General features: G+C 64.6%; 28 protein-coding genes. 17 read left to right on the forward strand and 11 right to left on the reverse strand.

Annotated features, from left to right (window positions below):
* The first annotated feature begins 2 nt into the window (after nucleotides 1-2).
* The 4 genes from rng (at nucleotide 3) to tldD (ending at nucleotide 7,657) form a co-directional block, all read left to right on the forward strand.
* Complete coding sequence (gene rng, locus P0Y43_RS06220) at nucleotides 3-1,460, forward strand: ribonuclease G (RefSeq protein WP_275636416.1); 1,458 nt, start codon at nucleotides 3-5, stop codon at nucleotides 1,458-1,460.
* A 79-nt stretch (nucleotides 1,461-1,539) separates the two neighbouring features.
* Nucleotides 1,540-5,355, forward strand: a complete 3,816-nt coding sequence (locus tag P0Y43_RS06225) for a YhdP family protein (RefSeq protein WP_275636417.1) — start codon at nucleotides 1,540-1,542, stop codon at nucleotides 5,353-5,355.
* Nucleotides 5,356-5,363: 8 nt separating this feature from the next.
* Entirely contained in the window at nucleotides 5,364-6,215 is an 852-nt protein-coding gene (locus P0Y43_RS06230) for a carbon-nitrogen hydrolase family protein (RefSeq protein WP_275636418.1), read from the forward strand.
* 2 nt (nucleotides 6,216-6,217) lie between these two features.
* Nucleotides 6,218-7,657 carry a metalloprotease TldD gene (tldD, locus tag P0Y43_RS06235; RefSeq protein ID WP_275636419.1) on the forward strand — a complete coding sequence of 480 codons (1,440 nt, stop codon included), beginning with the start codon at nucleotides 6,218-6,220 and terminating at the stop codon, nucleotides 7,655-7,657.
* A 73-nt stretch (nucleotides 7,658-7,730) separates the two neighbouring features.
* Here the strand turns inward: tldD and yjgA are convergent, their stop codons facing one another.
* A complete protein-coding gene (gene yjgA, locus P0Y43_RS06240; protein WP_275636420.1) occupies nucleotides 7,731-8,252 on the reverse strand; it encodes a ribosome biogenesis factor YjgA in 522 nt (173 codons plus the stop codon).
* 109 nt (nucleotides 8,253-8,361) lie between these two features.
* Between yjgA and pmbA the strand changes: the two genes are divergently transcribed.
* The 6 genes from pmbA to P0Y43_RS06270 all read left to right on the forward strand — a co-directional run bounded on the left by pmbA (nucleotide 8,362) and on the right by P0Y43_RS06270 (nucleotide 13,622).
* A complete protein-coding gene (gene pmbA / locus P0Y43_RS06245) occupies nucleotides 8,362-9,708 on the forward strand; it encodes a metalloprotease PmbA (RefSeq protein WP_275636421.1) in 1,347 nt (448 codons plus the stop codon).
* A 136-nt stretch (nucleotides 9,709-9,844) separates the two neighbouring features.
* Complete coding sequence (locus P0Y43_RS06250) at nucleotides 9,845-10,246, forward strand: FagA protein (protein WP_275636422.1); 402 nt, start codon at nucleotides 9,845-9,847, stop codon at nucleotides 10,244-10,246.
* Nucleotides 10,239-11,615, forward strand: coding sequence for a class II fumarate hydratase FumC (gene fumC, locus P0Y43_RS06255; RefSeq protein WP_275636423.1), 1,377 nt, complete (start codon nucleotides 10,239-10,241; stop codon nucleotides 11,613-11,615). Before P0Y43_RS06250 ends, fumC begins: the two co-directional genes overlap by 8 nt.
* A gap of 27 nt (nucleotides 11,616-11,642) precedes the next feature.
* Nucleotides 11,643-12,104, forward strand: a complete 462-nt coding sequence (locus tag P0Y43_RS06260) for a hypothetical protein (protein WP_275636424.1) — start codon at nucleotides 11,643-11,645, stop codon at nucleotides 12,102-12,104.
* A 1-nt stretch (nucleotide 12,105) separates the two neighbouring features.
* Nucleotides 12,106-12,717, forward strand: coding sequence for a superoxide dismutase (locus P0Y43_RS06265; protein WP_275636425.1), 612 nt, complete (start codon nucleotides 12,106-12,108; stop codon nucleotides 12,715-12,717).
* An 11-nt stretch (nucleotides 12,718-12,728) separates the two neighbouring features.
* Nucleotides 12,729-13,622, forward strand: coding sequence for a ZIP family metal transporter (locus P0Y43_RS06270; RefSeq protein ID WP_275636713.1), 894 nt, complete (start codon nucleotides 12,729-12,731; stop codon nucleotides 13,620-13,622).
* A gap of 28 nt (nucleotides 13,623-13,650) precedes the next feature.
* Here the strand turns inward: P0Y43_RS06270 and P0Y43_RS06275 are convergent, their stop codons facing one another.
* The 10 genes from P0Y43_RS06275 to P0Y43_RS06320 form a co-directional block, all read right to left on the reverse strand.
* Nucleotides 13,651-13,923, reverse strand: coding sequence for an HPr family phosphocarrier protein (locus P0Y43_RS06275; RefSeq protein WP_267818507.1), 273 nt, complete (start codon nucleotides 13,921-13,923; stop codon nucleotides 13,651-13,653).
* A 19-nt stretch (nucleotides 13,924-13,942) separates the two neighbouring features.
* On the reverse strand, nucleotides 13,943-14,797 hold the full coding sequence (gene rapZ / locus P0Y43_RS06280) for an RNase adapter RapZ (RefSeq protein WP_275636426.1): 855 nt from the start codon (nucleotides 14,795-14,797) through the stop codon (nucleotides 13,943-13,945).
* Between the two features lie 2 nt (nucleotides 14,798-14,799).
* The gene (gene ptsN, locus P0Y43_RS06285) at nucleotides 14,800-15,267 is read right to left on the reverse strand and encodes a PTS IIA-like nitrogen regulatory protein PtsN (RefSeq protein WP_275636427.1); all 468 of its coding nucleotides are present in this window, start codon (nucleotides 15,265-15,267) and stop codon (nucleotides 14,800-14,802) included.
* A 12-nt stretch (nucleotides 15,268-15,279) separates the two neighbouring features.
* Nucleotides 15,280-15,588 (reverse strand): ribosome hibernation-promoting factor, HPF/YfiA family, encoded by a 309-nt coding sequence (gene hpf, locus P0Y43_RS06290; protein WP_275636428.1) that lies wholly within the window; start codon nucleotides 15,586-15,588, stop codon nucleotides 15,280-15,282.
* A 78-nt stretch (nucleotides 15,589-15,666) separates the two neighbouring features.
* Nucleotides 15,667-17,160 (reverse strand): RNA polymerase factor sigma-54, encoded by a 1,494-nt coding sequence (locus P0Y43_RS06295; protein WP_275636429.1) that lies wholly within the window; start codon nucleotides 17,158-17,160, stop codon nucleotides 15,667-15,669.
* Nucleotides 17,161-17,339: 179 nt separating this feature from the next.
* Nucleotides 17,340-18,065, reverse strand: coding sequence for an LPS export ABC transporter ATP-binding protein (lptB, locus tag P0Y43_RS06300; RefSeq protein WP_275636430.1), 726 nt, complete (start codon nucleotides 18,063-18,065; stop codon nucleotides 17,340-17,342).
* A complete protein-coding gene (gene lptA / locus P0Y43_RS06305) occupies nucleotides 18,066-18,590 on the reverse strand; it encodes a lipopolysaccharide transport periplasmic protein LptA (RefSeq protein WP_275636431.1) in 525 nt (174 codons plus the stop codon).
* Nucleotides 18,577-19,149 carry an LPS export ABC transporter periplasmic protein LptC gene (lptC, locus tag P0Y43_RS06310; RefSeq protein ID WP_275636432.1) on the reverse strand — a complete coding sequence of 191 codons (573 nt, stop codon included), beginning with the start codon at nucleotides 19,147-19,149 and terminating at the stop codon, nucleotides 18,577-18,579. The genes lptA and lptC overlap by 14 nt, the downstream gene beginning before the upstream one ends.
* An 8-nt stretch (nucleotides 19,150-19,157) precedes the next feature.
* Nucleotides 19,158-19,682, reverse strand: coding sequence for a KdsC family phosphatase (locus P0Y43_RS06315; protein ID WP_008092466.1), 525 nt, complete (start codon nucleotides 19,680-19,682; stop codon nucleotides 19,158-19,160).
* Nucleotides 19,683-20,657, reverse strand: a complete 975-nt coding sequence (locus tag P0Y43_RS06320; protein WP_275636433.1) for a KpsF/GutQ family sugar-phosphate isomerase — start codon at nucleotides 20,655-20,657, stop codon at nucleotides 19,683-19,685. It abuts the gene before it with no gap.
* A gap of 249 nt (nucleotides 20,658-20,906) precedes the next feature.
* Between P0Y43_RS06320 and P0Y43_RS06325 the strand changes: the two genes are divergently transcribed.
* The 7 genes from P0Y43_RS06325 (at nucleotide 20,907) to murA (ending at nucleotide 25,608) form a co-directional block, all read left to right on the forward strand.
* On the forward strand, nucleotides 20,907-21,716 hold the full coding sequence (locus tag P0Y43_RS06325; RefSeq protein ID WP_275636434.1) for an ATP-binding cassette domain-containing protein: 810 nt from the start codon (nucleotides 20,907-20,909) through the stop codon (nucleotides 21,714-21,716).
* Nucleotides 21,716-22,513: a lipid asymmetry maintenance ABC transporter permease subunit MlaE gene (gene mlaE, locus P0Y43_RS06330; protein ID WP_275636435.1), complete on the forward strand. Its 798-nt coding sequence runs from the start codon at nucleotides 21,716-21,718 to the stop codon at nucleotides 22,511-22,513. Before P0Y43_RS06325 ends, mlaE begins: the two co-directional genes overlap by 1 nt.
* A complete protein-coding gene (gene mlaD, locus P0Y43_RS06335; RefSeq protein ID WP_275636436.1) occupies nucleotides 22,513-22,998 on the forward strand; it encodes an outer membrane lipid asymmetry maintenance protein MlaD in 486 nt (161 codons plus the stop codon). The genes mlaE and mlaD overlap by 1 nt, the downstream gene beginning before the upstream one ends.
* A 9-nt stretch (nucleotides 22,999-23,007) precedes the next feature.
* Entirely contained in the window at nucleotides 23,008-23,661 is a 654-nt protein-coding gene (locus P0Y43_RS06340) for an MlaC/ttg2D family ABC transporter substrate-binding protein (RefSeq protein ID WP_275636437.1), read from the forward strand.
* Entirely contained in the window at nucleotides 23,658-23,960 is a 303-nt protein-coding gene (locus P0Y43_RS06345) for an STAS domain-containing protein (RefSeq protein ID WP_275636438.1), read from the forward strand. Before P0Y43_RS06340 ends, P0Y43_RS06345 begins: the two co-directional genes overlap by 4 nt.
* 118 nt (nucleotides 23,961-24,078) lie before the next feature.
* Nucleotides 24,079-24,318: a BolA family protein gene (locus P0Y43_RS06350; RefSeq protein WP_029613593.1), complete on the forward strand. Its 240-nt coding sequence runs from the start codon at nucleotides 24,079-24,081 to the stop codon at nucleotides 24,316-24,318.
* Nucleotides 24,319-24,342: 24 nt separating this feature from the next.
* Complete coding sequence (murA, locus tag P0Y43_RS06355) at nucleotides 24,343-25,608, forward strand: UDP-N-acetylglucosamine 1-carboxyvinyltransferase (protein ID WP_275636439.1); 1,266 nt, start codon at nucleotides 24,343-24,345, stop codon at nucleotides 25,606-25,608.
* Nucleotides 25,609-25,654 lie beyond the last annotated feature (46 nt).

The following is a 25,654-nucleotide window of genomic DNA, read 5'->3' on the forward strand; positions in this document are numbered from 1 at the left end:
CCATGAGTGAAGAGATCCTGATCAACATCACCCCGATGGAGTCGCGCGTGGCAGTGGTGGAAAACGGTGTCCTGCAGGAGGTGCACGTCGAGCGCACCCAGCGCCGCGGGATCGTCGGCAATATCTACAAGGGCAAGGTGGTTCGTGTGCTGCCGGGCATGCAGGCGGCGTTCGTCGACATCGGCCTGGAACGCGCCGCGTTCATCCACGCTTCGGAAATCTCCCAGCGCGAAGGCTCGGCGGTGGAGACCATCACCGCCCTGGTGCACGAGGGCCAGGCCCTGGTGGTGCAGGTGACCAAGGACCCGATCGGCACCAAGGGCGCGCGCCTGACCACCCAGCTGTCGATTCCCTCGCGCTACTTGGTGTACATGCCGCGCAGCAGCCATGTCGGCATTTCCCTGAAGATCGAGGACGAAGCCGAGCGTGACCGTCTCAAGCAGGTGGTCAGCGACAGCATGGACAAGGAAAACATCAAGGACGCCGGGGGGTTCATCCTGCGCACCGCCGCCGAGGGCGCGCGGGCCGAGGACATTCTCCAGGACATCCGCTACCTGCGCCGTCTGTGGGAGCAGATCGGCGCGCAGATCCAGACCTGCGGCGCGCCCACGGTGATCTATGAAGACCTGGGCCTGGCCCTGCGCACCCTGCGTGACCTGGTCAACCCGAAGATCGAGAAGATCCGCATCGATTCCCGGGAGACCTTCCAGAAAACCACGCAGTTCGTGGCCGAATTGATGCCGGAGATCGCCGACCGCCTGGAGCACTACCCGGGCGAGCGGCCGATCTTCGACCTGTATGGCGTCGAGGATGAGATCCAGCGTGCACTGGAGCGCAAGGTGCCGCTCAAGTCCGGCGGCTACCTGGTGGTCGACCCGGCCGAGGCGATGACCACCATCGACGTCAACACCGGCGCCTTCGTCGGCCACCGCAACCTTGAAGAGACCATCTTCAAGACCAACCTGGAAGCGGCGACCGCCATCGCCCGGCAACTGCGCCTGCGCAACATCGGCGGGATCATCATCATCGACTTCATCGACATGGAGGACGAGGAGCACCAGCGCCAGGTCCTGCGTACCCTGGAGAAGCAGCTCGAGCGCGACCATGCCAAGACCAACATCATCGGCATCACCGAGCTGGGCCTGGTGCAGATGACCCGCAAGCGCACCCGCGAAAGCCTTGAGCAGGTGCTGTGCGAGCCGTGCGTCGCCTGCCAGGGGCGTGGCAAGCTGAAAACCCCCGAGACGGTGTGCTACGAGATCTTCCGCGAAATCCTGCGCGAGGCGCGCGCTTACCAAGCCGAGGGCTACCGGGTGCTGGCCAACCAGAAGGTGGTCGACCGCCTGCTCGATGAAGAGTCAGGCAACGTCGCCGAATTGGAGACGTTCATCGGGCGAACCATTCGCTTCCAGGTCGAGTCCATGTATTCCCAGGAACAATACGATGTGGTGCTGCTCTGACGCGTTCTGAAACCTTTCGCCCGGTGGCGAAAACTCCGCTTCGGACCATAGTTAATGGACGACTTGGAGGGCCACGGCCATGGAACGTCTGACCCGCGTTCTGGGCGCCTTGACCCGCTGGGGGCTGGGATTGTGCGCCCTGTTGGCGGTGCTGGTGGCGCTGTATGTCAGCCTCGGTCGGCAATTGGCACCCCTGGTTGCCGAATACCGCGCCGACGTTGAAGACAAGGCCGAGCAGGCCTTGGGCCTGCCGGTGCATATCGGTGCCCTGGAGGGCCGTTGGAGCGGCCTGGCGCCAGTGCTGCGGGTACGCGATCTGCAACTGGGTGAGGGGCAGGCGGCCCTGCGTCTGGACGACGTCAAGCTGGTACCCGACCTCTGGGCCAGCCTCAAGGCCCGAGAGGTGCGCCTGGCGCGTATCCAGCTTGGTGGCCTGCAACTGATCATGCATGAGGACGCCCAAGGCGTCTGGACCCTCGAAGGCCTGCCCAAGACCGGCGACCAGCCCCTGGATCCGGCCCAGGCGCTGCAGCGCTTGCAGCAGCTGGGGCGGATCGACGTGTTCGATAGCCAGGTGACCTTCCAGCCATGGCGGCGCGACTCCATCACTCTCACCTACGTCAGCCTAGGCTTGCAGGCCGGCGCGTCGCGCCAGCGCCTGGAACTGCGCGCCACGCTGCCCGATGGGCAGCCGCTGGCGATGAACCTGCGCAGTCGTGCCAGCGCCGACAACTGGCGCGAGGGTCGGGTCGAGGTCTACCTGAGCCTGCCGCAGAGCGACTGGGCACGCTGGTTGCCGCCAGCCCTGCTGGGGCAGTGGCGGGCCAAGACGCTGCGTGCTGGCGGCGAATTCTGGATCGACTGGAGCCATGGCCAGTTGCAACGCGCGGTGGCCCGTCTCAATGCGCCGCAACTGCGCGGCGCCTACGCCGGGCGCAAGGCGGTGACCCTCGACAACCTGGCGTTGTCCAGCTGGCTGCGGCGCACCGACGAAGGCTACCAGTTGGTGGTCGACTCGCTGGCCGCGAACATTGGCCAGACCCGTTGGGAAACGCACCTGCAAGCCCGCCAGCAGTTGGGCAAGGTGCCTGAGGAGGAAACCTGGCAGGTGCAGGCCGACCGCCTCGACCTCACCCCGCTGACCCCACTGATCGATGCCCTGGCGCCGCTGCCGGACAACCTCATGACCGTGGTCGATGCGCTGCAGGTCACGGGGGCGCTGCGCAACGTGCGCCTGGACGTGCGCCCCAAGGCCGAGGGCGACCAGCGCTTGCAGTTCGCCGCCAACCTGGAGAAGGTCGGCTTCGACGCGTACCACGGCGCCCCGGCCGCCGGTAACGTCTCCGGCAGCATCAGCGGCGACCTCGGTCATGGCGAGCTGCGCCTGGATACGGAAGCGTTCATGCTGCACTTGTACCCGATCTTCGGCAAACCCTGGCATTACCCGAAAGCCAACGCGCGCCTCACCTGGGCCCTGGACAAGGAAGGTTTCACCCTGGTCGCCCCGTACATCAAGGTGCTGGGCGACGAGGGCAAGATCGCCGCGGACTTCCTCATCCGCCTGAAATTCGCCCCCGGTCACGAAGACTACATGGACCTGCGCGTCGGCCTCACCGAGGGCGATGGGCGCTATACCGCCAAGTACCTGCCCGAGGTGCTCAGCCCGGCGCTCGACGAGTGGCTGCGCAGCGCTATCGTCAAGGGCGCGGTCGATGAAGGCTATTTCCAGTACCAAGGGTCGCTGAACCACGATGCGCCGGCGCATGCTCGCAGCATCAGCCTGTTCTTCAAGGTCCACGACGCGGCGCTGGACTTCCAGCCTGGCTGGCCGCAGGTGCAGCAGGTCGACGGCAACGTCTACATCGAAGACACCGGCGTGCGTATCAAGGCCAGCAAGGGCCTGTTGCTCGACACCCAGGTGAGCGACGTCAGTGTGAACATCCCCCATGTCGAGGGCGACCAGCACAGCCACCTGTACCTGGACGGCGACTTCGACGGCAGCCTCGGCGATGGTCTTAAGATTCTCAAGGAAGCGCCCATTGGCACCGGCGAGATCTTCGCGGGCTGGGAGGGCGAGGGGCCGCTCGAGGGTAAGGTCAAGCTCGATATCCCCCTGGCCCATGGCGTGCGCCCCAAGGTGCTGGTGGACTTCGCCACCCACGACGCCAAGCTCAAGGTTGCCCCGCCCAGCCTGGAGTTGAGCCGGCTGAAGGGTGACTTCAGCTTCGACTTTGACAAGGGGCTGAGCGGCAAGGACATCAGGTTGCAGGCGTTCGACAAGCCCGTCACCGCGCAAATCTTCGCCGAGGGCCAGCCCGGGCAGATCCAGACCCGCATCAACGCCAGCGGCCAGGTGCCCCTCAAGGCGCTGACCGATTGGTTGCAATTCACCCAGCCACTGCCGGCCAGCGGCGAGCTGCCGTATCAGTTGCAGGTCGACCTTGGTGGCCGCGACAATCGGTTGACCGTCAACTCCTCGCTCAAAGGCCTGGCGATCGACTTGCCCGAACCGTTCGGCAAGGCACCGGCCGACGTGCGCGACAGCCGTTTCAGCATGAACCTGCAAGGCGCCGAGCGGCGTTTCGACGCCAGTTACGCCGACCTTGCGCGCTTCGCCTACGCCGCCCCGTTGGACAAGCTGGCCCAGGGGCGCGGGGAACTGCTGCTGGGCAGCGGCGAGGCGACGTTGCCCGCTGGCCAGGGGCTGCGTGTACGCGGTCGGGTGGAAACCCTCGACCTCGGCCCGTGGCAACAACAGATGGAACGGTTTGCCGGCCAGGACCCTGGCGGCAGCGCCCGGCAGAGCCTGCAAGGGGTCGACCTGAGCATCGGCCAGCTCAAGGCCTTTGGGCTGGACCTCAACCAGGCCGTGGTGCGCCTGGCGCGTGGCGGCGGGGCCTGGGACCTGCGTCTGGACAGCAGGGAAGTTATCGGTAACGCGCGTATTCCCGACGCCAAGGTCGCGCCCATGGTCGTGCGCCTGCAAACCCTGCGCCTGCCGCCGGCAGATGCCGAGCAAGAGCAGGCCGAGGATGCCCCGGACCCGCTGGCCAGCTTCGACCCACACAAGACCCCAGCCCTGGACCTGACCATCGACAAGCTCTACCGCGGCGATGACCTGTACGGCAGCGCGGCGGTCAAATTGCGGCCAACCTCGCGTGGCATGTCCCTGGACGACATCGACCTCGACCTGAAGGGCCTGCGCATCGACGGCAGCGGCGGCTGGGACGGCGTGCCCGGTAACAGTTCGAGCTGGTACAAGGGGCGCCTGGATGGCAAGAACCTCGCCGACGTGCTCAGCGCCTGGGGCTTCGCGCCGACCGTCACCAGCCGCGACTTCCGCATGGACGTCGACGGCCGCTGGCCGGGCTCGCCGGCCTGGGTTGGCCTCAAGCGCTTCTCCGGCAGCCTCGATGCCGCGTTGCGCACCGGCCAGTTCGTCGAAGTCGAGGGCAGCGCCCAGGCCCTGCGGGTGTTCGGCCTGCTCAATTTCAACTCGATTGGCCGGCGGCTGCGCCTGGACTTCTCCGACCTGTTCGACAAAGGCCTGGCCTATGACCGGGTCAAGGGCCTGCTGGTGGCCAGTGACGGTGTCTACGTGACCCGCGAGCCGATCACCGTCACCGGGCCTTCGAGCAACTTCGAGCTGGACGGCACCCTGGACATGGTCCGCGACCGGGTCGACGCCAACCTGCAGGTAACCCTGCCGGTGACCAACAACCTGCCGCTGGCGGCGCTGATCGTTGGCGCGCCAGCGATCGGTGGCGCACTGTTCCTGGTCGACCGGTTGATCGGCGACCGCGTGGCACGCTTCGCCAGCGTGCATTACCGCGTCGAAGGGCCGTGGAAAGAGCCTAGAATCACCTTTGTGAAACCTTTCGAGAAATCGCGCTAGGAGTGCTCATGAAGTCAGCGGTGATCCAGATGGTCAGCCAGGATGATGTGCTGGCCAACCTGCAGCGTGCCGGTGCCTTGCTGGAGCAGGCCGCCGCCGGGGGTGCGCGCCTGGCGGTGCTGCCGGAAAACTTCGCTGCCATGGGCCGCCGTGATGCCGCCGCCATCGGCCGTGCCGAAGCGCAGGGTGAGGGGCCGATCCTGCCATGGTTGAAACGCACCGCGCGTGACCTCAGGTTATGGATTGTCGCTGGTACCTTGCCATTGCCGCCGGTCGACCAGCCCGAGGCGAAGGCCCATGCTTGCTCGCTGCTGATCGACGAGCATGGCGAAGTGGCGGCGCGCTACGACAAGTTGCACCTGTTCGATGTGGATGTGGCGGACAACCGTGGCCGCTACCGCGAGTCCGACGACTACGCCCATGGTGCCCAGGTGGTGGTGGCCGACACACCGGTCGGGCGCCTGGGGCTGTCGGTGTGCTATGACCTGCGTTTCCCCGAACTGTACAGCGCCCTGCGCGCCGCCGGGGCCGAGTTGATCAGCGCGCCGTCGGCGTTCACCGCGGTAACCGGCGCGGCGCACTGGGAAGTGCTGATTCGCGCACGGGCCATCGAGACCCAGTGCTACCTGCTGGCCGCGGCCCAGGGCGGCACTCATCCCGGCCCACGTGAAACCCACGGCCATGCGGCGATCGTCGACCCCTGGGGGCGGATCGTCGCCGAACAGGCGCGCGGTGAAGCGGTACTGCTCGCCGCGCGCGACAGTGAAGAACAAGCGTCCATCCGGGCGCGCATGCCGGTGGTTTCGCACCGGCGCTTTTTCTCGCAGGACGCCTTGCGGCCTGCGCACACCTCGGAGTGACTATGAGCCAGATGTTATCCACCGTCAGCGAGCAGCTCCTGGCCCCGGGCGGACTGACCCTGGACAGCCTGCAGGCTGTGCTGGGCGAGTTGGCCGGGCCGGGCATCGACGCCGCCGACCTGTACTTCCAGGGCCAGATCTCGGAAACCTGGGCCCTGGAGGACGGCATCGTCAAGGAGGGCAGCTTCAACCTCGACCAGGGCGTGGGCGTGCGCGCCCAGTCCGGCGAGAAGACCGGCTTCGCCTACAGCAACGCGATCAACCTCGAAGCGCTGACCTCGGCGGCGCGTGCCGCTCGTTCCATCTCCCGTGCCGGCCAGGAAGGGCGGGTGCAGGCCTTCCGCAGCCAGGACGTGACCGCCCTGTACGCGCCCGATAACCCGCTGGACGTGCTCAGCCGCGCCGAGAAGGTCGACCTGCTCAAGCGCGTCGATGCCGCCACCCGCGCGCTGGACCCGCGTATCCAGCAAGTCAGCGTGAGCATGGCCGGGGTCTGGGAGCGCATTCTCATCGCCGCCGCGGATGGCAGCCTGGCGGCCGATGTGCGGCCGCTGGTGCGTTTCAACGTCAGTGTCATCGTCGAGCACAATGGCCGTCGCGAACGGGGCGGGCAGGGCGGTGGCGGGCGTACCGACTACCGCTACTTCAGCGAGGAGCGGGTGATGGGCTATGCCCGCGAGGCGTTGCGTCAGGCGCTGGTCAACCTCGAGGCGCAGCCGGCGCCGGCCGGCACGTTACCGGTGGTGCTCGGCCCGGGCTGGTCCGGCGTGCTGTTGCATGAGGCGGTCGGTCATGGCCTGGAAGGCGACTTCAACCGCAAGGGCAGCTCGGCCTACAGTGGGCGTATCGGCGAGCAGGTGGCGTCGAAGCTGTGCACCATCGTCGACGACGGCACCCTCGAAGGCCGTCGCGGCTCGCTCAGCGTCGATGACGAGGGCACGCCGACCGAATGCACCACGCTGATCGAGAACGGCATCCTCAAGGGCTACATGCAGGACAAGCTCAACGCTCGTCTGATGGGCATGGCGGTCACCGGCAACGGTCGGCGCGAGTCCTACGCGCACCTGCCGATGCCGCGCATGACCAACACCTACATGCGCGCCGGCGAGAGCGACCCGCAGGAGATCATCGCCTCGGTGAAGAAGGGCCTGTACTGCGCCAACCTGGGTGGCGGGCAGGTGGACATCACCAGCGGCAAGTTCGTGTTCTCCACCAGCGAGGCGTACCTGATCGAGGACGGCAAGATCACCGCGCCGGTCAAGGGTGCGACGCTGATCGGCAATGGGCCGGAGGCGATGAGTCGGGTGTCGATGGTCGGCAACGACTTGGCGCTGGACAGTGGCGTGGGCACGTGCGGCAAGGATGGGCAGTCGGTGCCGGTGGGTGTTGGCCAGCCGACCCTGAAGCTCGATGCAATCACGGTCGGGGGTACCGGGGCATAAAAAAGGCCGCCCCCTGTGGGAGCGGCCTTGCGCCGCGATGGGCTGCGCAGCAGCCCCGGTCAGTTGGCGGGATTCAGCGCAAACCGCGCTGGAGCTCGTCGAGGTCGCGGATGTACTTGAAGACCTTGCGCGCGGCGGCAGGCGGCTTGTTCCGCGCCTTCTCGTGCTGGGCATGACGGATCAGCGAGCGCAGGTGCTGGCGGTCGGTGTCGGGGAACTCGTTGACGAAGCGTTCGAGGTCCTCGTCATTGCCGTCCACCAGGCGGTCGCGCCAGCGCTCCAGGTTGTGGAAGCGCTCGTTGTACTGACGGGTCGAACTGTCGATTTGTTCGAGCAGCGCATGGATGGCGTCGATGTCCTGGTCGCGCATCAGCTTGCCGACGAACGACATATGGCGTTTGCGGGCACCGTGGGCGGTGTGCTTGGAGGCTTCGGCCAACGCCTTGCGCAGTTCATCGGTCAGCGGCAGGCGCGCCAGGGTTTCGGCCTTGACGGTGGTGAGCCGCTCGCCGAGTTCGACCAGCGCATGCAGCTCGCGCTTGATCTGGGTTTTGCTTTTTTCGCCGTCGAAGGCGTCGTCGTATGAATCAACCATGGTGGCAGTCCGCAGGAAATCGCCGCCATGATAACCAGTCGGGGGCCGCTTTGTCCGGCCCGGTCGCGCAATGACCCTCGCCGAACGCAGAATTTGAGTGGAGAAAACCATGAGTGCAGTCCAGAGCATAGGCCCCAAGGACCTGCCGGCGTTGCAGGCGCAGGTCGAAGCGATCGTCGCCGAGGCGCGCCGCCAGGGCGCCAGCGCCTGTGAAGTGGCGGTGTCGCTGGAGCAGGGCTTGTCCACCACGGTGCGCCAGCGCGAGGTCGAGACGGTCGAGTTCAACCGCGACCAGGGCTTCGGCATCACCCTCTACGTGGGCCAGCGCAAGGGCTCGGCGAGCACCTCGGCCAGTGGCCCGGATGCCATCCGCGAAACCGTGGCCGCTGCGTTGGCGATCGCCAAGCACACCTCGGAGGATGACTGTTCGGGCCTGGCCGATGCCGCGCTGATGGCCCGTGAAATCCCGGACCTGGACCTCTATCACGATTGGGACATCAGCCCGGAGCAGGCCATCGAGCAGGCGCTGGCCTGCGAAGCGGCGGCCTTCGACGCCGACAAGCGCATCGTCAATGCCGACGGCACCACCCTCAATACCCACCAGGGTTGCCGGGTATACGGCAACAGCCATGGTTTCATCGGTGGCTACGCCTCGACCCGTCACAGCCTCAGTTGCGTGATGATCGCCGAGGGCGAGGGGCAGATGCAGCGTGACTACTGGTACGACGTCAATCGCCAGGGCCAATTGCTGGCCGACCCGCGCAGCATCGGCCAGCGTGCCGCCCAGCGCGCCGCCAGCCGCCTGGGGGCACGCCCGGTACCGACCTGCGAGGTGCCGGTGCTGTTCTCCGCCGAGCTGGCCGGTGGCCTGTTCGGCAGTTTCCTGTCGGCGATTTCCGGCGGCAACCTGTACCGCAAGTCATCGTTCCTCGAAGGCGCCATCGGCCAGCGCCTGTTCCCGACCTGGCTGACCCTCGACGAACGCCCGCACCTGCCCCGCGCGCTGGGCAGCGCTGCATTCGACGGCGATGGCCTGGCGACCTACGCCAAGCCGTTCGTCGAGAAGGGCGAGCTGGTGTCGTATGTGTTGGGCACTTACTCCGGTCGTAAACTGGCCTTGCCGAGCACCGCCAACTCGGGCGGTGTGCACAACCTGTTCGTCAGCCACGGCGTCGAAGACCAGGCGGCCCTGATTCGCCGCATGGGCCGTGGCCTGCTGGTGACCGAGCTGATGGGCCATGGCTTGAACATGGTGACCGGTGACTATTCGCGCGGCGCAGCGGGCTTCTGGGTCGAGAATGGCGAGATCCAGTTCCCGGTGCAGGAAGTGACCATTGCCGGCAACATGAAGGATATGTTCCAGCAGATCGTCGCCATTGGCAGCGATATCGAGACGCGCAGCAACATTCACAGTGGCTCGGTGCTGATCGAGCGGATGACCGTGGCAGGCAGCTGATCGCTCCCGCGCCACCAAAAACCCGGCCACGCGCCGGGTTTTTTATGCGCCGTGTTTCTACCCGTGCCGCGTATCGCCACTTGAAGCGATTCTATTTATCACTTAATAATGAATATCATTATCCAGAACCTCGGCGATGATGTTCATGAAACCCGTCCTCCACGAACTGCCCTACCTGGAAAACTGGCGCTGGCTCAGCCGGCGCATCCGCTGCGCCCTCGAGCCCGATGAGCCTCGCCTGATCGAGCACTACCTGGCCGAAGGCCGCTACCTGGTGTGTTGCACCGAAACGTTGCCATGGAAGGTGGCCCTGACCTCATTCCGCCTGCTTCTGGATACCGCTTGCGACCGCATGCTGCCCTGGCATTGGCGTTGCCTGTGCCTGGACCAGGCCTGGCGCCCGCTATTGGACCTGCGCAACCTCGACCGCCGCGAGCAGAACCAGCGCTGGCAGCCCTATGCCCTGCAACTGGCCAATTGCGTGCTGCTGCCTTCGATTTCTCCCGATGAACTGATGCAAGGACTTGAAGATGAGTGATACCCGTATCGAGCGTGACAGCATGGGCGAACTGCAGGTGCCGGCCCAGGCCCTCTATGGCGCCCAGACCCAGCGCGCGGTCGACAACTTCCCGGTCAGCGGCCAGCGCATGCCGGCCCAGTTCATCCGTGCGCTGCTGCTGGCCAAGGCCGCCGCAGCCAAGGCCAACGTCGAGCTCGGCCAACTGAGCGCAGAGCAGGGCCATGCGATAGTCAAGGCGGTGGAGCAGCTACTGGCCGAGGACTTTCTCCAGCACTTCCCAGTGGATGTCTACCAGACGGGCTCCGGCACCAGCTCGAACATGAATGCCAACGAGGTGGTTGCCACGCTGGCCAGCCGCGTGCTGGGCGACAAGGTCAATGCCAATGACCATGTCAACTGCGGGCAGAGCAGCAACGACATCATTCCCACCACCATTCACGTCAGCGCCGCCCTGGCCCTGCACGAGCAACTGTTGCCGGCCCTGCGCCACCTGGCCCAGGTGATCGAGGCCAAGGCCGCTGAAGTGCATCAGTATGTGAAGACCGGCCGCACCCACCTGATGGACGCCATGCCCGTGCGCATGAGCCAGGTGCTCGGCGGGTGGGCTGCGCAGGTCAAGGGCGCCCAGGCGCACATCGAGGCGACCTTGCCCGCGCTGCAAGCCCTGGCCCAGGGCGGCACCGCAGTCGGTACCGGGATCAACGCCCACCCGCAGTTCGCCGCGGGCTTTGCTCGTCAGCTCAGTAGCCTGACCCAGGTCGAGTTCACCCCGGGTGACAACCTGTTCGCGCTGATCGGCTCCCAGGACACCGCTGTGGCCCTGTCCGGCCAGCTCAAGACCGCTGCCGTGGCGTTGATGAAGATCGCCAACGACCTGCGCTGGATGAACTCCGGCCCTCTGGCGGGCCTGGGCGAGATCGAACTGGAAGGGCTGCAGCCGGGCTCCTCGATCATGCCGGGCAAGGTCAACCCGGTGATCCCGGAGGCCGCCGCCATGGTCGCCGCCCAGGTCATCGGCAACGACGCGACCATTGCCGTCGCCGGCCAGTCGGGCAACTTCGAGCTGAACGTGATGCTGCCAGTGATCGCCCGCAACCTGCTGGAGAGCATCGAGCTGATGGCCAATGTCAGCCGCCTGCTGGCCGACAAGGCGATTGCCAGCTTCAAGGTCAACGAGGCCAAGCTCAAGGAAGCGCTGTCGCGCAACCCGATCCTGGTCACGGCGCTCAACCCGATCATCGGTTACCTGAAGGCAGCCGAAATCGCCAAGACCGCCTACAAGCAGGGCCGCCCGATCATCGACGTGGCGCTGGAGCATACCGACCTGTCGCGTGACCAGCTCGAAACCCTGCTCGACCCGGAAAAGCTCACCGCCGGCGGTATCTGAACCGCACCCTCGTCTTGGAGATACGTCATGCAGCATTGGAAACGCACCACGCAAGACGCCAATCGCCTGTTCGATCAGGGCGAGCTGGTCGATGCCCGGGAACTCTATCTGCAGGCCTTGGCCCTGGCCCAGGTGCTGTTCGAGCGCTGGCATGACGTCGACGAAGCGGTGGCCGCCTTCGTGATCGCCCACCACAACCTGGCCGACCTGCACTTGCGGCTGAACCAGCCTCACGAGAGTGCCGACTACTTGTGCGCGGCGCACCAGCGCTTGCTGGAGGCCAGCCAAAACCAGCGCCTGCCCGAGGCGCTGCGGGAGGCGGCGCTACGCCACAGCTCGCGGACCTATACCGAGCTGCTGAATTTCATCGCCGAATACGGCCAGTACCCACGCACCGAACGCCTGCTCAACCGTCATTCACCTGAAGCGAGCGAGTTGGCCGCCCGGTCGGATGTCATCCACCGTCCATCTGCCTACGGAATTCACTGACATGCCTTACACCTTGCCTGCGTTGCCTTATGCCTACGATGCGCTGGAACCGCACATCGATACCCAGACCATGGAGATTCACCACACCAAGCACCACCAGACCTACATCAACAACCTCAACGCTGCGGTCGAGGGCACCGAGTATGCCGACTGGTCGGTGGAGCGCCTGGTGGCGGCGGTCAAGCAACTGCCCGAGAAGCTGCAGGGCGCGGTGATCAACCAAGGGGGCGGGCACGCCAACCACACCCTGTTCTGGACCGTCATGTCGCCCCAGGGCGGCGGCCAGCCGGTGGGCCAGGTGGCCAAGGCCATCGATGCACAGCTGGGCGGCTTGGACAGCTTCAAGGAGGCCTTCACCAAGGCCGCGCTGTCGCGTTTCGGCAGCGGCTGGGCCTGGCTCAGCGTGACCCCGGCCAAGGCGTTGGTGGTCGAGAGCAGCGGCAACCAGGACAGTCCGCTGATGAACGGCAATACCCCTATCCTGGGCCTGGACGTCTGGGAGCACGCCTACTACTTGAAGTACCAGAACCGTCGTCCGGAATACATCGGTGCCTTCTATAACGTCATCGACTGGGCGGAAGTGGAACGGCGTTACCTCGAAGCCCTGAAGTGAGCCAGTCCGGTATGCGCGCTGAGGTGATGTCTGTCAGCGGTGTGCGCCTGTTCCGACAGGCGCTCGGCACCTTGTTGTTGCTGGTCGGTACCGCACTGCTGGTAGCGCGGGGCATCGCCTGGCTGGAGCTGGAGCCACGCCTGCTGCGTGCGCTGGAAGGGGGTGCGCTGTGCGCGCTGGGCACGGCGCTGGGCGCGGTGCCGGTGCTGGTGATTCGCAACATGCCGGTGGTCGTGGCCGATACCCTGCTGGGCTTTGGGGCCGGGGTGATGCTGGCGGCCACGGCGTTCTCGCTGATCATGCCCGGGCTAGGCGCGGCGCAGGCCATTGGTTTCAGCGCCTGGGGCGCGGGTGGCCTGATCAGTGCCGGAGTGCTGTTCGGCTCGCTGTGCCTATTGTTGGTGGACTTGAGGGTTTCCCGGGTTTCGTCCGATGCCCTGGCCGGCGGCGACAATCCGCCGGTGATCGCGACGCGCATCTGGTTGTTCGTCGCTGCGATCATCGCCCACAACATCCCTGAAGGCATGGCTATCGGCGTCTCGGCCGGTGGCGGCATGGCCGATGCCGACAGCCTGGCCATGGGCATCGCCTTGCAGGACGTGCCGGAAGGCCTGGTGATCGCGCTGGTGCTGGCGGGGGCGGGGATGCCGCGGTTCAAGGCGTTCCTGATCGGTGCCGCATCAGGGCTGGTCGAGCCGGTGGCGGCGCTGCTCTGCGCCTGGCTGGTGAGCGTCGCCGAACTGCTGCTACCGCTAGGCCTGGCCTGTGCGGCGGGGGCGATGCTGCTGGTGGTGACCCAGGAGATCATTCCAGCATCGCGCAGCAACGGTCATCACCGCTTGGCAAGCCTGGGGCTGTGCGTCGGGTTCTGCCTGATGATGGTGATGGATACGGCGATGTCGTAATCCTGGCAGGCACGGCCCCCGATAGGGGTTACTCGCCTTCGTCGAAGTAGTTGTTGATCAACGCAACCAGCGCTTCGAGCGCATCGTCGTCCTGCTCGCCTTCGGTATGCAGGTGCACCTGGGTGCCCTTGCCTGCGGCGAGCATCATCACCGCCATGATGCTCTTGCCATCCACCAGCTTGTCTGGCGCCCGCCCGACCCTGACCTGGCAAGGAAAGCGGCCAGCCACGCCGACGAACTTGGCGGCCGCTCGCGCATGCAGGCCCAACTTGTTGATGATGGTGATTTCGCGGGCGGGCATGTGCGGCGGATCCTGTGGGCTAGAGGTCGCGGTGGCGGACCTGGACGTTTTTTAGTGACTGCTGCAGCAATTGGCCCAGACGCTCGGTAATGTAGACCGAGCGATGATGGCCTCCGGTGCAGCCGATGGCGATGGTGACATAGGCGCGGTTACTGGCGGCGAAGCGCGGTAACCATTTGAGCAGGTAGCTGGAAATGTCCTGGAACATCTCTTCGACATCCGGTTGTGTAGCCAGGTAGTCGATCACGGGTTGTTCGAGGCCTGAGTGCTCGCGCAGTTCCGGTTTCCAGTAGGGGTTGGGCAGGCAACGCACGTCGAACACCAAGTCGGCGTCCACTGGCATGCCGCGCTTGAAACCGAACGATTCGACCAGGAAGGCGGTGCCTGGTTCCGGTTGGTTGAGCAGGCGCAGCTTGATCGAGTCACGCAGTTGGTAGAGGTTGAGGCTGGTGGTGTCGATCTTCAGGTCGGCCAGGTCGGCAATCGGTCCGAGCAGCTCGCTTTCCACGCGGATGGCCTCGGCCAGAGAGCGGTCGGCGTTGGTCAGCGGGTGGCGTCGGCGGGTTTCAGAGAAGCGTTTGAGCAGGGTGTCCTCGTCGGCATCCAGGTACAGCACATCGCACTGGATATGCCGGGCACGGGCGTCTTCGAGCAGCTCGGGGAAGCGCGACAGATGGCTGGGCAGGTTGCGCGCGTCGATGGACACGGCAACCTTCGGTTGCAGCATCTCGGTGTTGAGCAGCGCGTTTTCCGCCAGTTGCGGCAACAAACCCGCAGGTAGGTTGTCGATGCAGTAATAGCCGTTGTCTTCCAGGACATCAAGCGCAGTGCTCTTGCCGGAGCCGGATCGGCCGCTGACGATGATCAGGCGCATGTTCAGTGCTCGTTCTGTGCGTCCAGTACTACCTGGTACAGGGCCTCGCTGCTGTCGGCGGCACGCAGGCGATCACGGACCTCCTTGCGATCGAGCATGCTGGCGATCTGGCGCAGCAATTCAAGGTGTGCATCGGTGGCGGCCTCCGGTACCAGCAGGACGAACAGCAGGTCCACGGGGGCGCCGTCGATGGCGTCGTAGTCGATGGGGGCGTCCAGGTGCAGCAAGGCGCTGACGGGCGACGTGCAACCCTCCAACCGACAGTGCGGGATGGCGATGCCGTTGCCGAATCCGGTGGAGCCCAGTTTCTCGCGAGCGATCAGTTTTTCGAAGACATCCTGCTCATCGAGCTCGATGACTTCCCGGACGATCGCTTCGGCCACTTTTTCCAAAGCACGTTTTTTACTAGTGACCCCCGGTACGTTCACCAGGGAACGGCCGGGGGTCAGGATGGTTTCAAGTCGGATCATGGATGGGGGGTATCAGCGGGCAGCTGCACCTTGCAGCAGGCTTTGCTGTTTTTCCTTGTGTTTTTTCAGTTGGCGGTCGAGCTTGTCGGCCAAGGCGTCGATCGCTGCATACATGTCTTGGTGTTCGGCGGTGGCAACCACCTCGCCACCGGGGATCTGCAGGGTCGCTTCAATCTTCTGCTGCAACTTCTCGACCTTCATGATCACCGTCACATTGGTGATCTTGTCGAAATGACCCTCCACCCGGGCGAGCTTTTCAAGCACGTAATCGCGCAGTGGTTGGGTGACTTCTACATGCTGTCCACTGATGTTGACTTGCATACAGCTTCTCCTTTGTTGCCCGTGCATAAAGAGGCAGGTATTGCACCTGCCACTGAAACGCTGTGGCACATCCAGGGGCTACATCAATCGCTTGCGCTCGCTCGACGGTGCGATGCCGAGAGACTCGCGGTACTTGGCGACGGTGCGACGGGCTACCTGGATGCCTTGTGCCTCCAGTAAACCAGCGATCTTGCTGTCGCTCAATGGCTTTTTCTGATTTTCCGCTGCAACCAGTTTCTTGATGATCGCGCGGATCGCCGTGGACGAGCATTCGCCGCCTTCGGCGGTGCTCACGTGGCTCGAGAAAAAGTATTTCAGTTCGTAGATGCCGCGAGGCGTGTGCATGTATTTCTGCGTGGTGACCCGGGAAATGGTCGACTCGTGCATGCCCACCGCCTCGGCGATGTCGTGCAGCACCAAAGGCTTCATCGCCTCGTCGCCATGATCGAGGAAGCCGCGCTGGTGCTCGACGATCTGCGTGGCGACTTTCATCAATGTCTCGTTGCGGCTCTGCAGGCTCTTGATGAACCAGCGCGCCTCCTGCAACTGGTTGCGCATGAAAGTGTTGTCGGCGCTGGTGTCGGCGCGGCGCACGAAACCGGCGTATTGCGGGTTGACCCGCAGGCGTGGCACCGCTTCCTGGTTCAGTTCCACCAACCAGCGATCGCTGTCCTTGCGCACGATGACGTCGGGGACCACGTATTCTGGCTCGCTCGACTCGATCTGCGAGCCTGGGCGCGGGTTGAGGCTTTGCACCAGCTCGATGACCTGGCGCAGTTCGTCTTCCTTGAGCTTCATGCGCCGCATCAGCTGGCTGTAGTCGCGGCTGCCCAGCAGGTCGATGAAGTCGGTGACCAGGCGTTGCGCCTCGGCCATCCACGGCGTGCTGCCCGGCAATTGGCGCAGCTGCAGCAGCAGGCACTCGCCGAGGTTGCGGGCGCCGATGCCAGCTGGCTCGAACTGCTGAATGCGGTGCAAGACCGCCTCGACTTCGTCGAGCTCGATGTCCAGCTCCGGGTCGAAGCCCGCGCAGATTTCCTCGAGGGTGTCCTCCAGGTAGCCCTGGTCGTTGATGCTGTCGATCAGGGTGACGGCGATCAGCCGGTCGGTGTCGGACATCGGCGCCAGGTTCAACTGCCACAGCAGGTGGGTCTGCAGGCTCTCGCCAGCCGAGGTGCGAGTGGTGAAATCCCACTCGTCGTCATCGTTGCTGGGCAGGCTGCTGGCACTGGTCTGGTAGATGTCTTCCCAGGCCGTGTCGACCGGAAGTTCGTTGGGGATGCGCTCGTTCCATTCGCCTTCTTCCAGGTTCTCCGTGCTGACGGTGGTTTCCTGGAAGCCGCTGTCCTGCGCTTCGGCGGCCGGCTTGCTGTCGCCGTTCTCGGCCATCGGGTCGCTGTTGTCGAAGTCGTCGCCGTCTTCCTGACGTTCGAGCATCGGGTTGGATTCCAGCGCTTCCTGGATTTCCTGCTGGAGGTCCAGGGTGGAGAGCTGGAGCAGACGGATGGCCTGTTGCAACTGCGGGGTCATCGTCAGTTGCTGGCCCATTTTTAGGACGAGCGATGGTTTCATGGCTGGAACTTAATACCTTGTTCGCCGGCGCGCATGCGCCATCCACTACAAGGCGCTGAGGCGCCGAATTTTAAGCAAGTTATATGCCTGAAATTACAGCGTTTGCCTAGAGCCCTGTAACACTTAAGCCGCTATCGAGCGGCTTTGCCAGCGGTCCAGCGTGCCTGGGTGACCTGGGGTCAGAGCCGGAACTCATGACCCAGGTAAACTTCCTTGACCAACTGGTTGGCCAGGATGGTCTCGGCGTCGCCTTCGGCGATCAGCTGGCCATCGTTGACGATGTAGGCGGTTTCGCAGATATCCAGGGTCTCGCGGACGTTGTGGTCAGTGATCAGCACACCGATGCCCTTGGCCTTGAGGTGGTGGATGATCTGCTTGATGTCGCCCACGGAAATCGGGTCGACACCGGCAAAGGGTTCGTCCAGCAGGATGAACTTCGGCGCGGTGGCCAGGGCGCGGGCGATCTCCACGCGGCGGCGTTCGCCACCGGAGAGGCTCATGCCGAGGTTGTCGCGGATGTGGCTGATGTGGAACTCCTGCAGCAGGCTTTCCAGTTCCTTGCGCCGGCCTTCACGGTCGAGATCCTTGCGGGTCTCGAGGATCGCCATGATGTTGTCGGCCACCGACAGCTTGCGGAAGATCGAGGCTTCCTGCGGCAAGTAGCCGATACCGGCGTTGGCGCGGCCGTGCATGGGCTGGTGGCTGACGTCGTGGCTGTCGATCAGCACGCGGCCTTGGTCGGCTTGCACCAGGCCCACGATCATGTAGAAGCAGGTGGTCTTGCCGGCGCCGTTAGGGCCGAGCAGGCCGACGATCTGGCCGCTGTCGATCGACAGGCTGACGTCGCGGACGACCTGGCGGCCCTTGTAGCTCTTGGCCAGGTGCTGCGCTTTGAGGGTTGCCATTTACTCGGCCTTCTTCTTCGGCTGGATCACCATGTCGATGCGCTGACGCGGTGCGGTCACGTTGCCACCACGACCGGCGGTCGCCACCTGCGTCTTGGTGTTGTAGACGATTTTCTCGCCTTCGGTGGTGTTGCCTTCGTTCTCGACCTTGGCGCGGTCGGTGAGGATCACCATGTCTTTCTGCGCCTGGTACTGGATGTTGACGGCCCAGCCTTTCATTTTCTCGGGCTTGGCGGCGCTCTGCTGCTGCTCGAAGTAAGCCAGGTTGCCCACCGAGGTCACCACGTCGATATCGCCGGAGGCGGCGCGGGTGATGGTCACGGTGTTGCCTTTGATCATCATCGAGCCCTGGGTGATGATCACGTCGCCGGTATAGGTGGCAACGCCCTGCTTGTCGTCGAGGTGGGCGTTGTCCGCCTGGATGCGGATCGGCTGGTCACGGTCGTTCGGCAGGGCCAAGGCGCTCGCGCTTCCCAGTGCTGCGCTCAGGCTGAGCAAAAGGGGGAGGGTTTTAACGAGCCTCATACTGTCCTCTTACGTTGGACAGCAGGTCCATCCTGCCGTCTTTCAAATACGCTTTCATTCCTTTGCCCGTAGTCGTGCCACCGGCGCCGTCGATTCTAACGGCTTGCTCGGTCTGCGCATATTGCTTCTGCGGGAACACGGTCATACGGGTGGTGGTGATGATGGTGTCGCGCTGCTTCTCGTCGGTGCGGGCGACCCGCACATCGTCGATCAGCTCCACCTCGGTACCGTCCGGGTTGACCTCGGCCCGCGCGCTCTGCACGTGCCAGGGGTACTGGGTGCCGCGATACATGTGCAGGTCCGGCGTGGTCACCAGGGTGACTTCGCTGGCCTTCAGGTGCTCGACCTTGTCGGCGGTCATCTCGTACTGCAGTTTGCCGTCGGGCAGAAACTGCACGCTGTGGGCATTGATCGCATAGTAGTCGATGGCGCTCTCGTCGACCTGCGCCACCGGCTTGTCGAGGAAGCTTTCCGGGCTGATGTTCCAGTAGCCGACCGCCACCAGCAGCGCGGCGATGGCGCCCAGCAGCACGAAGTTGCGTACTTTCTTGCTGAACATGTGAAGCCCTACAGGTAGTTGGCGTTGGCAGCGTCCAGGGTGCCCTGGGCCTGCATGATCAGTTCGCAGAACTCGCGTGCGGCACCTTCGCCGCCGCGCGCCTGGGTGACGCCGTGGGCGTGCTGGCGGACGAATGGCGCGGCGTTGGCCACGGCCATGCCCAGGCCGACGCGGCGGATCACCGGCAAGTCGGGCAAGTCGTCGCCCAGGTAGGCGACTTGCTCGTAGCTCAGGCCCAGCTCGGCGAGCAGGCCGTCGAGCACCACGAGCTTGTCTTCACGACCCTGGAACAGGTGCGGGATGCCGAGGTTCTTCGCCCGGCGCTCGACCACGGGGGTCTTGCGCCCGCTGATGATCGCCGTGGTCACGCCCGCGGCCATGAGCATCTTGATGCCGTGGCCGTCGAGGGTGTTGAAGGTCTTGAACTCGCTGCCATCCTCGAGGAAGTACAGGCGACCGTCGGTGAGCACGCCATCGACGTCGAACACCGCCAGCTTGATGGCCTTGCCGCGTTGCAACAGGTCCTGGGTCATTTACATCACTCCGGCGCGCAGCAGGTCGTGCATGTTCAGGGCGCCGGTCGGGCGGTCGCCTTGATCGACCACCACCAGCGCGCTGATCTTGTGGTCTTCCATGATCTTCAGGGCCTCGGCGGCGAGCATTTCGGCGCGGGCGGTCTTGCCATGCACGGTCATCACCTCGTCGATGAGGGTCTTGTGCACGTCGATGTTGCGGTCCAGGCTGCGGCGCAGGTCGCCATCGGTGAACACCCCGGCGAGGGTGCCATCGGCCTCCAGCACCACGGTCATGCCCAGGCCCTTGCGCGACATTTCCAGCAGCGCGTCTTTGAGCAGGGTGCCGCGGCGCACTTGGGGCAACTCGTCGCCCGAGTGCATCACGTTCTCGACCTTCAGCAGCAGGCGGCGACCCAGGGCGCCACCGGGATGCGAGAAGGCGAAGTCCTCGGCGGTGAAACCGCGGGCCTCGAGCAGGGCGATGGCCAGGGCGTCGCCGAACACCAGGGCGGCGGTGGTCGAGGAGGTCGGTGCGAGGTTCAGTGGGCAGGCTTCCTGGGCCACGCGCGCGTCGAGGTTGACCTCGGCGGCTTGGGCCAGGGCGGAATCGGGGTTGCCAGTCAGGCTGATCATCTGGATGCCCAGGCGCTTGATCAGCGGCAGCAGGGTGACGATCTCGGCGGTGCTGCCGGAGTTGGACAAGGCCAGGATGACGTCGTCGCGGGTGATCATGCCCATGTCGCCATGGCTGGCCTCGGCCGGGTGCACGAAGAACGCCGGCGTGCCGGTGCTGGCCAGGGTGGCGGCGATCTTGTTGCCGATGTGTCCGGACTTGCCCATGCCGACCACCACGACGCGGCCCTTGCTGGCCAGGATCAGCTCGCAGGCCTTGACGAAATTGGCGTCGATGCGGGCCAGCAGGCCCTCTACGGCCTCAAGTTCCAGGCGCAAAGTGCGCTGGGCGGATTGGATCAGCTCGCTGGATTGGCTCATGTCGAAGAAGCAGTGCCTGATGAAAAGGCGCCGATTATAGCGGTAATGTGTGAAAGGCTCACCTTTTCAGTTGTCGTGGGTGGTTACATATCTATACCTGTACCTGGCCTGAATGACTCCGGTAATGGCCTTGGGGAGCGCCTGCCTGCGGTGCTATAGTTCGCCGCTATCCGGCCCGCCAGGGGTGCGTGTGCCTTCATGATGAGGGCCGGCGTCCATGTAGCCGAGGCTGCATTGCAAGGAGTCTAGATGAGTGTGGATAGCGCCTACGCGGTCGAGTTGAAGGGTGTCACCTTCAAGCGCGGTTCGCGCAGCATTTTCAGCAATGTCGACATACGCATTCCAAAAGGAAAGGTGACCGGCATCATGGGGCCTTCCGGGTGCGGCAAGACGACCCTGCTGCGCCTGATGGGCGCGCAGTTGCGTCCGGCCAGCGGCGAGGTCTGGGTGGCGGGGCAGAACCTGCCGACCCTGTCCCGGGGCGACCTGTTCGACGCGCGCAAGCAGATGGGCGTGCTGTTCCAGAGCGGCGCGCTGTTCACCGACCTCGACGTGTTCGAGAATGTCGCTTTCCCGCTGCGCGTGCACACCCAGCTGTCCGACGAGATGATCCGCGACATCGTCCTGATGAAGCTGCAGGCCGTGGGCCTGCGCGGGGCAATCGACTTGATGCCTGACGAGCTCTCCGGCGGCATGAAGCGGCGCGTGGCGTTGGCCCGGGCGATCGCCCTGGATCCGCAGATCCTCATGTACGATGAGCCGTTCGTCGGCCAGGACCCAATCGCCATGGGCGTGCTGGTGCGCCTGATCCGCCTGCTCAACGATGCCCTGGGCATCACCAGCATCGTGGTCTCGCACGACCTTGCCGAAACCGCCAGCATTGCCGACTACATCTACGTGGTGGGCGACGGCCAGGTGCTGGGGCAGGGCACCCCGGACGAACTGATGGGCTCGGACAACCCACGCATCCGCCAGTTCATGAAGGGCGACCCGGACGGCCCGGTGCCATTCCATTTTCCCGCGCCTGACTACCGCGCCGATCTGCTGGGGGCGCGTTGATGCGCAGAAAATCCGTACTCGAACGTATCCGCCTGTTCGGTCGCGCGGCCATCGACGTGCTCGCCGTGCTCGGGCGCTCGTGCCTGTTCCTGTTCCACGCGCTGGTCGGCCGCAGCGGAATTGGCGGTGGTTTCCAGTTGCTGGTCAAGCAACTGTATTCCGTCGGCGTGCTGTCGCTGGCGATCATCGTTGTCTCCGGCGTGTTCATCGGCATGGTGCTGGCCCTGCAGGGCTACAGCATCCTGACCAAGTACGGCTCGGAGCAGGCGGTGGGCCAGATGGTCGCGCTGACCCTGCTGCGTGAGCTGGGGCCAGTGGTCACCGCCTTGCTGTTCGCTGGGCGTGCCGGCTCGGCGCTGACCGCCGAGATCGGCAACATGAAATCGACCGAACAACTGTCGAGCCTGGAAATGATCGGCGTCGACCCTCTCAAGTACATCGTCGCCCCACGCCTGTGGGCGGGCTTCATCTCGCTGCCGCTGCTGGCGCTGATCTTCAGCGTGGTCGGCATCTGGGGCGGGTCGTGGGTGGCGGTGGATTGGCTGGGGGTCTACGAGGGGTCGTTCTGGGCCAACATGCAGAACAGCGTGTCCTTCACCGACGACGTGATCAACGGGCTGGTCAAGAGCCTGGTGTTCGCCTTCGTCGTGACCTGGATCGCCGTGTTCCAGGGGTATGACTGCGAGCCCACCTCAGAAGGGATCAGCCGTGCCACCACCAAGACCGTGGTCTATGCCTCGTTGGCAGTCCTGGGTCTGGACTTTATTCTGACCGCCTTGATGTTTGGAGATTTCTGATGCAAAACCGCACCCTGGAAATCGGTGTCGGCCTGTTCCTGTTGGCCGGGATCCTGGCGCTGCTGCTGCTGGCCCTGCGTGTCAGCGGGCTGTCGGCCAGCCCGAGCAGCGACACGTACAAAGTTTATGCGTACTTCGACAATATCGCCGGTTTGACTGTCAGAGCTAAGGTGACCATGGCCGGCGTGACCATCGGCAAGGTCACGGCCATCGATCTGGACCGCGACTCCTACACCGGTCGGGTGACCCTGCAGTTGGACAAGAAGGTCGACAACCTGCCGACCGATTCCACTGCCTCGATCCTGACCGCCGGGTTGCTTGGTGAGAAGTACATCGGCATCAGCGTGGGTGGCGAGGACAAGGTGCTCAAGGATGGCAGCACCATCCACGACACGCAGTCGGCCCTGGTGCTGGAAGATCTGATTGGCAAGTTCCTGCTCAATTCCGTGGGCAAGGAACCGAAAGAAGCCCAACCGGCTAATTGAGGAGTTTCCATGATTTCGATCCTGCGACGTGGCCTGCTGGTCCTGCTGGCGGCCTTCCCCCTGATGGCCCTGGCGGCGCCTGGGCAATCCGCCCGTGATGTGGTTCAGGGCACCACCACCGCGCTGTTGGCCGACCTGACGGCCAACAAGGAGCAGTACAAGTCCAACCCGAACGCCTTCTACGATGCGCTCAACCGCATCCTCGGCCCGGTGGTCGATGCCGATGGCATTTCCAAGAGCATCATGACCGTCAAGTACTCGCGCAAGGCTACCCCGGAGCAGATGCAACGCTTCCAGGAGAACTTCAAGCGCAGCCTGATGCAGTTCTATGGCAACGCCCTGCTCGAGTACAACAACCAGGGCATCACCGTCGACCCGGCCAAGGCCGAGGACGGTGACCGCACCAGCGTCGGCATGAAGGTCACCGGTAACAACGGCGCGGTCTACCCGGTGCAGTACACCCTGGAGAAGATCGCCGGCGAGTGGAAGGTGCGCAACGTCATCGTCAACGGCATCAACATCGGCAAGCTGTTCCGCGACCAGTTCGCCGATGCCATGAACCGCAACGGCAACAACCTGGACAAGACCATCGACGGCTGGGCCGGCGAGGTGGCCAAGGCCAAGGAAACCGCCGACAGCTCGCCCGACAAGGAAGTCAAATGAGTGAGGCCGGCGTGAGCATGGCCGAGCCGGGCCTCCTGCGTCTGGCTGGCGTGCTGGACTACCGCAGCGGCCCGGTCCTGCGCAAGGAAGGCAAGGCGCTGATCGCTGCCTGCCGCGAGCCGCGTCTGGTGCTGGACTGCTCGGCGGTGGTGAAGTCCAGCAGTGTCGGCCTGTCGCTGCTGCTGGCCTTCATGCGCGATGCCCAGGCGGCCGGCAAGGCCTGGGAAGTGCGCGCGATGCCTGACGACATGCGCGAAATTGCCGGGGTCTACGACCTCGATGAAGTGCTGGCGGGCTAATGGCCCGTAGTGAAGTGAAGGCCCCTCGGTCAGCGCGCCCCTGCATGGGCTTCGCAGGCGAGGGGCTTTTTTGTATGATGGCCGACCCGCGCGCACTGGGCGCCGATTGAGGTTGAGCATGCAGGCCGTAGAAGTTAAGAGCTTCCTTGAAGAAAAACTGCCGGGAACCCGGGTCGAAGTTGAAGGCGAAGGCTGCAACTTCCAGTTGAACGTGATCAGCGACGAGCTGGCCGGCCAGAGCCCGGTCAAGCGCCAGCAGGCGATCTATGCTCACCTGAATCCGTGGATCGCTGACGGCAGCATCCATGCGGTAACCATGAAATTTTTCAGCAGCGCAGCCTGGGCTGAGCGCACCTGAGCCAACGTTGGCGGCGAGAGTGAAATGGACAAACTGATTATCACTGGCGGCGCGCGTCTCGACGGCGAGATCCGCATTTCCGGGGCGAAGAACGCGGCCCTGCCGATCCTGTCCGCGACCCTGTTGGCCGATGGCCCGGTCACCGTGGGCAACCTGCCACACCTGCACGACATCACCACCATGATCGAGCTGTTCGGTCGCATGGGCATCGAGCCCGTGATCGACGAAAAGCTCTCGGTGGAAATCGACCCGCGTACCATCAAGACCCTGGTGGCGCCCTACGAGCTGGTCAAGACCATGCGCGCCTCGATCCTCGTGCTCGGCCCGATGGTCGCGCGCTTCGGTGAGGCCGAAGTGGCCCTGCCGGGTGGCTGCGCCATCGGTTCGCGTCCAGTCGACCTGCACATCCGCGGCCTGGAAGCCATGGGTGCGAAGATCGAGGTCGAAGGCGGCTACATCAAGGCCAAGGCCCCCGAGGGTGGCCTGCGCGGCGCGCACTTCTTCTTCGACACCGTCAGTGTGACCGGCACCGAGAACATCATGATGGCCGCAGCCCTGGCCAAGGGCCGCAGCGTGCTGCAGAACGCCGCGCGCGAGCCTGAGGTGGTCGACCTGGCCAACTTCCTGATCGCCATGGGCGCGAAGATCCAGGGCGCCGGCACCGACACCATCACCATCGATGGCGTCGAGCGTCTGAACTCGGCGACCTACCGCGTCATGCCCGACCGTATCGAGACCGGCACCTACCTGGTCGCCGCTGCCGTGACCGGTGGCCGCGTCAAGGTCAAGGACACCGACCCGACCATCCTCGAAGCCGTCCTTGAGAAACTCAAGGAAGCCGGTGCCGATATCACCACCGGCGACGACTGGATCGAGCTGGACATGCATGGCAAGCGGCCGAAAGCCGTGAACCTGCGTACCGCCCCGTACCCGGCGTTCCCGACCGACATGCAGGCGCAGTTCATCTCGCTCAACGCCATCGCCGAGGGCACTGGCGCGGTGATCGAGACCATCTTCGAGAACCGCTTCATGCACGTGTACGAAATGCACCGCATGGGCGCGCAGATCCAGGTCGAGGGCAACACCGCCATCGTCACCGGGGTCAAGGCCCTGAAAGGCGCGCCAGTGATGGCCACCGACCTGCGTGCCTCGGCCAGCCTGGTGTTGTCGGCGCTGGTCGCCGAAGGCGATACCCTGATCGACCGCATCTACCACATCGACCGTGGTTACGAGTGCATCGAGGAAAAACTGCAGATGCTGGGCGCGAAGATCCGTCGCGTACCGGGCTAGTCTGTGAGTGGCGCAGGGACGCGCCAGCCGAATCGTATGCGGTCGG

This window comes from Pseudomonas entomophila (assembly GCF_029193575.1).
Taxonomy (GTDB): Bacteria; Pseudomonadota; Gammaproteobacteria; order Pseudomonadales; family Pseudomonadaceae; genus Aquipseudomonas; species Aquipseudomonas entomophila_G.

Bases quoted from the DNA above. Each gene is read 5' to 3' on its own strand.
- rng (WP_275636416.1), top strand. From the start codon at position 3: ATGAGTGAAGAGATCCTGATCAACATCACCCCGATGGAGTCGCGCGTG.
- P0Y43_RS06225 (WP_275636417.1), top strand. From the start codon at position 1,540: ATGGAACGTCTGACCCGCGTTCTGGGCGCCTTGACCCGCTGGGGGCTG.
- P0Y43_RS06230 (WP_275636418.1), top strand. From the start codon at position 5,364: ATGAAGTCAGCGGTGATCCAGATGGTCAGCCAGGATGATGTGCTGGCC.
- tldD (WP_275636419.1), top strand. From the start codon at position 6,218: ATGAGCCAGATGTTATCCACCGTCAGCGAGCAGCTCCTGGCCCCGGGC.
- yjgA (WP_275636420.1), bottom strand. From the start codon at position 8,252: ATGGTTGATTCATACGACGACGCCTTCGACGGCGAAAAAAGCAAAACC.
- pmbA (WP_275636421.1), top strand. From the start codon at position 8,362: ATGAGTGCAGTCCAGAGCATAGGCCCCAAGGACCTGCCGGCGTTGCAG.
- P0Y43_RS06250 (WP_275636422.1), top strand. From the start codon at position 9,845: ATGATGTTCATGAAACCCGTCCTCCACGAACTGCCCTACCTGGAAAAC.
- fumC (WP_275636423.1), top strand. From the start codon at position 10,239: ATGAGTGATACCCGTATCGAGCGTGACAGCATGGGCGAACTGCAGGTG.
- P0Y43_RS06260 (WP_275636424.1), top strand. From the start codon at position 11,643: ATGCAGCATTGGAAACGCACCACGCAAGACGCCAATCGCCTGTTCGAT.
- P0Y43_RS06265 (WP_275636425.1), top strand. From the start codon at position 12,106: ATGCCTTACACCTTGCCTGCGTTGCCTTATGCCTACGATGCGCTGGAA.
- P0Y43_RS06270 (WP_275636713.1), top strand. From the start codon at position 12,729: ATGCGCGCTGAGGTGATGTCTGTCAGCGGTGTGCGCCTGTTCCGACAG.
- P0Y43_RS06275 (WP_267818507.1), bottom strand. From the start codon at position 13,923: ATGCCCGCCCGCGAAATCACCATCATCAACAAGTTGGGCCTGCATGCG.
- rapZ (WP_275636426.1), bottom strand. From the start codon at position 14,797: ATGCGCCTGATCATCGTCAGCGGCCGATCCGGCTCCGGCAAGAGCACT.
- ptsN (WP_275636427.1), bottom strand. From the start codon at position 15,267: ATGATCCGACTTGAAACCATCCTGACCCCCGGCCGTTCCCTGGTGAAC.
- hpf (WP_275636428.1), bottom strand. From the start codon at position 15,588: ATGCAAGTCAACATCAGTGGACAGCATGTAGAAGTCACCCAACCACTG.
- P0Y43_RS06295 (WP_275636429.1), bottom strand. From the start codon at position 17,160: ATGAAACCATCGCTCGTCCTAAAAATGGGCCAGCAACTGACGATGACC.
- lptB (WP_275636430.1), bottom strand. From the start codon at position 18,065: ATGGCAACCCTCAAAGCGCAGCACCTGGCCAAGAGCTACAAGGGCCGC.
- lptA (WP_275636431.1), bottom strand. From the start codon at position 18,590: ATGAGGCTCGTTAAAACCCTCCCCCTTTTGCTCAGCCTGAGCGCAGCA.
- lptC (WP_275636432.1), bottom strand. From the start codon at position 19,149: ATGTTCAGCAAGAAAGTACGCAACTTCGTGCTGCTGGGCGCCATCGCC.
- P0Y43_RS06315 (WP_008092466.1), bottom strand. From the start codon at position 19,682: ATGACCCAGGACCTGTTGCAACGCGGCAAGGCCATCAAGCTGGCGGTG.
- P0Y43_RS06320 (WP_275636433.1), bottom strand. From the start codon at position 20,657: ATGAGCCAATCCAGCGAGCTGATCCAATCCGCCCAGCGCACTTTGCGC.
- P0Y43_RS06325 (WP_275636434.1), top strand. From the start codon at position 20,907: ATGAGTGTGGATAGCGCCTACGCGGTCGAGTTGAAGGGTGTCACCTTC.
- mlaE (WP_275636435.1), top strand. From the start codon at position 21,716: ATGCGCAGAAAATCCGTACTCGAACGTATCCGCCTGTTCGGTCGCGCG.
- mlaD (WP_275636436.1), top strand. From the start codon at position 22,513: ATGCAAAACCGCACCCTGGAAATCGGTGTCGGCCTGTTCCTGTTGGCC.
- P0Y43_RS06340 (WP_275636437.1), top strand. From the start codon at position 23,008: ATGATTTCGATCCTGCGACGTGGCCTGCTGGTCCTGCTGGCGGCCTTC.
- P0Y43_RS06345 (WP_275636438.1), top strand. From the start codon at position 23,658: ATGAGTGAGGCCGGCGTGAGCATGGCCGAGCCGGGCCTCCTGCGTCTG.
- P0Y43_RS06350 (WP_029613593.1), top strand. From the start codon at position 24,079: ATGCAGGCCGTAGAAGTTAAGAGCTTCCTTGAAGAAAAACTGCCGGGA.
- murA (WP_275636439.1), top strand. From the start codon at position 24,343: ATGGACAAACTGATTATCACTGGCGGCGCGCGTCTCGACGGCGAGATC.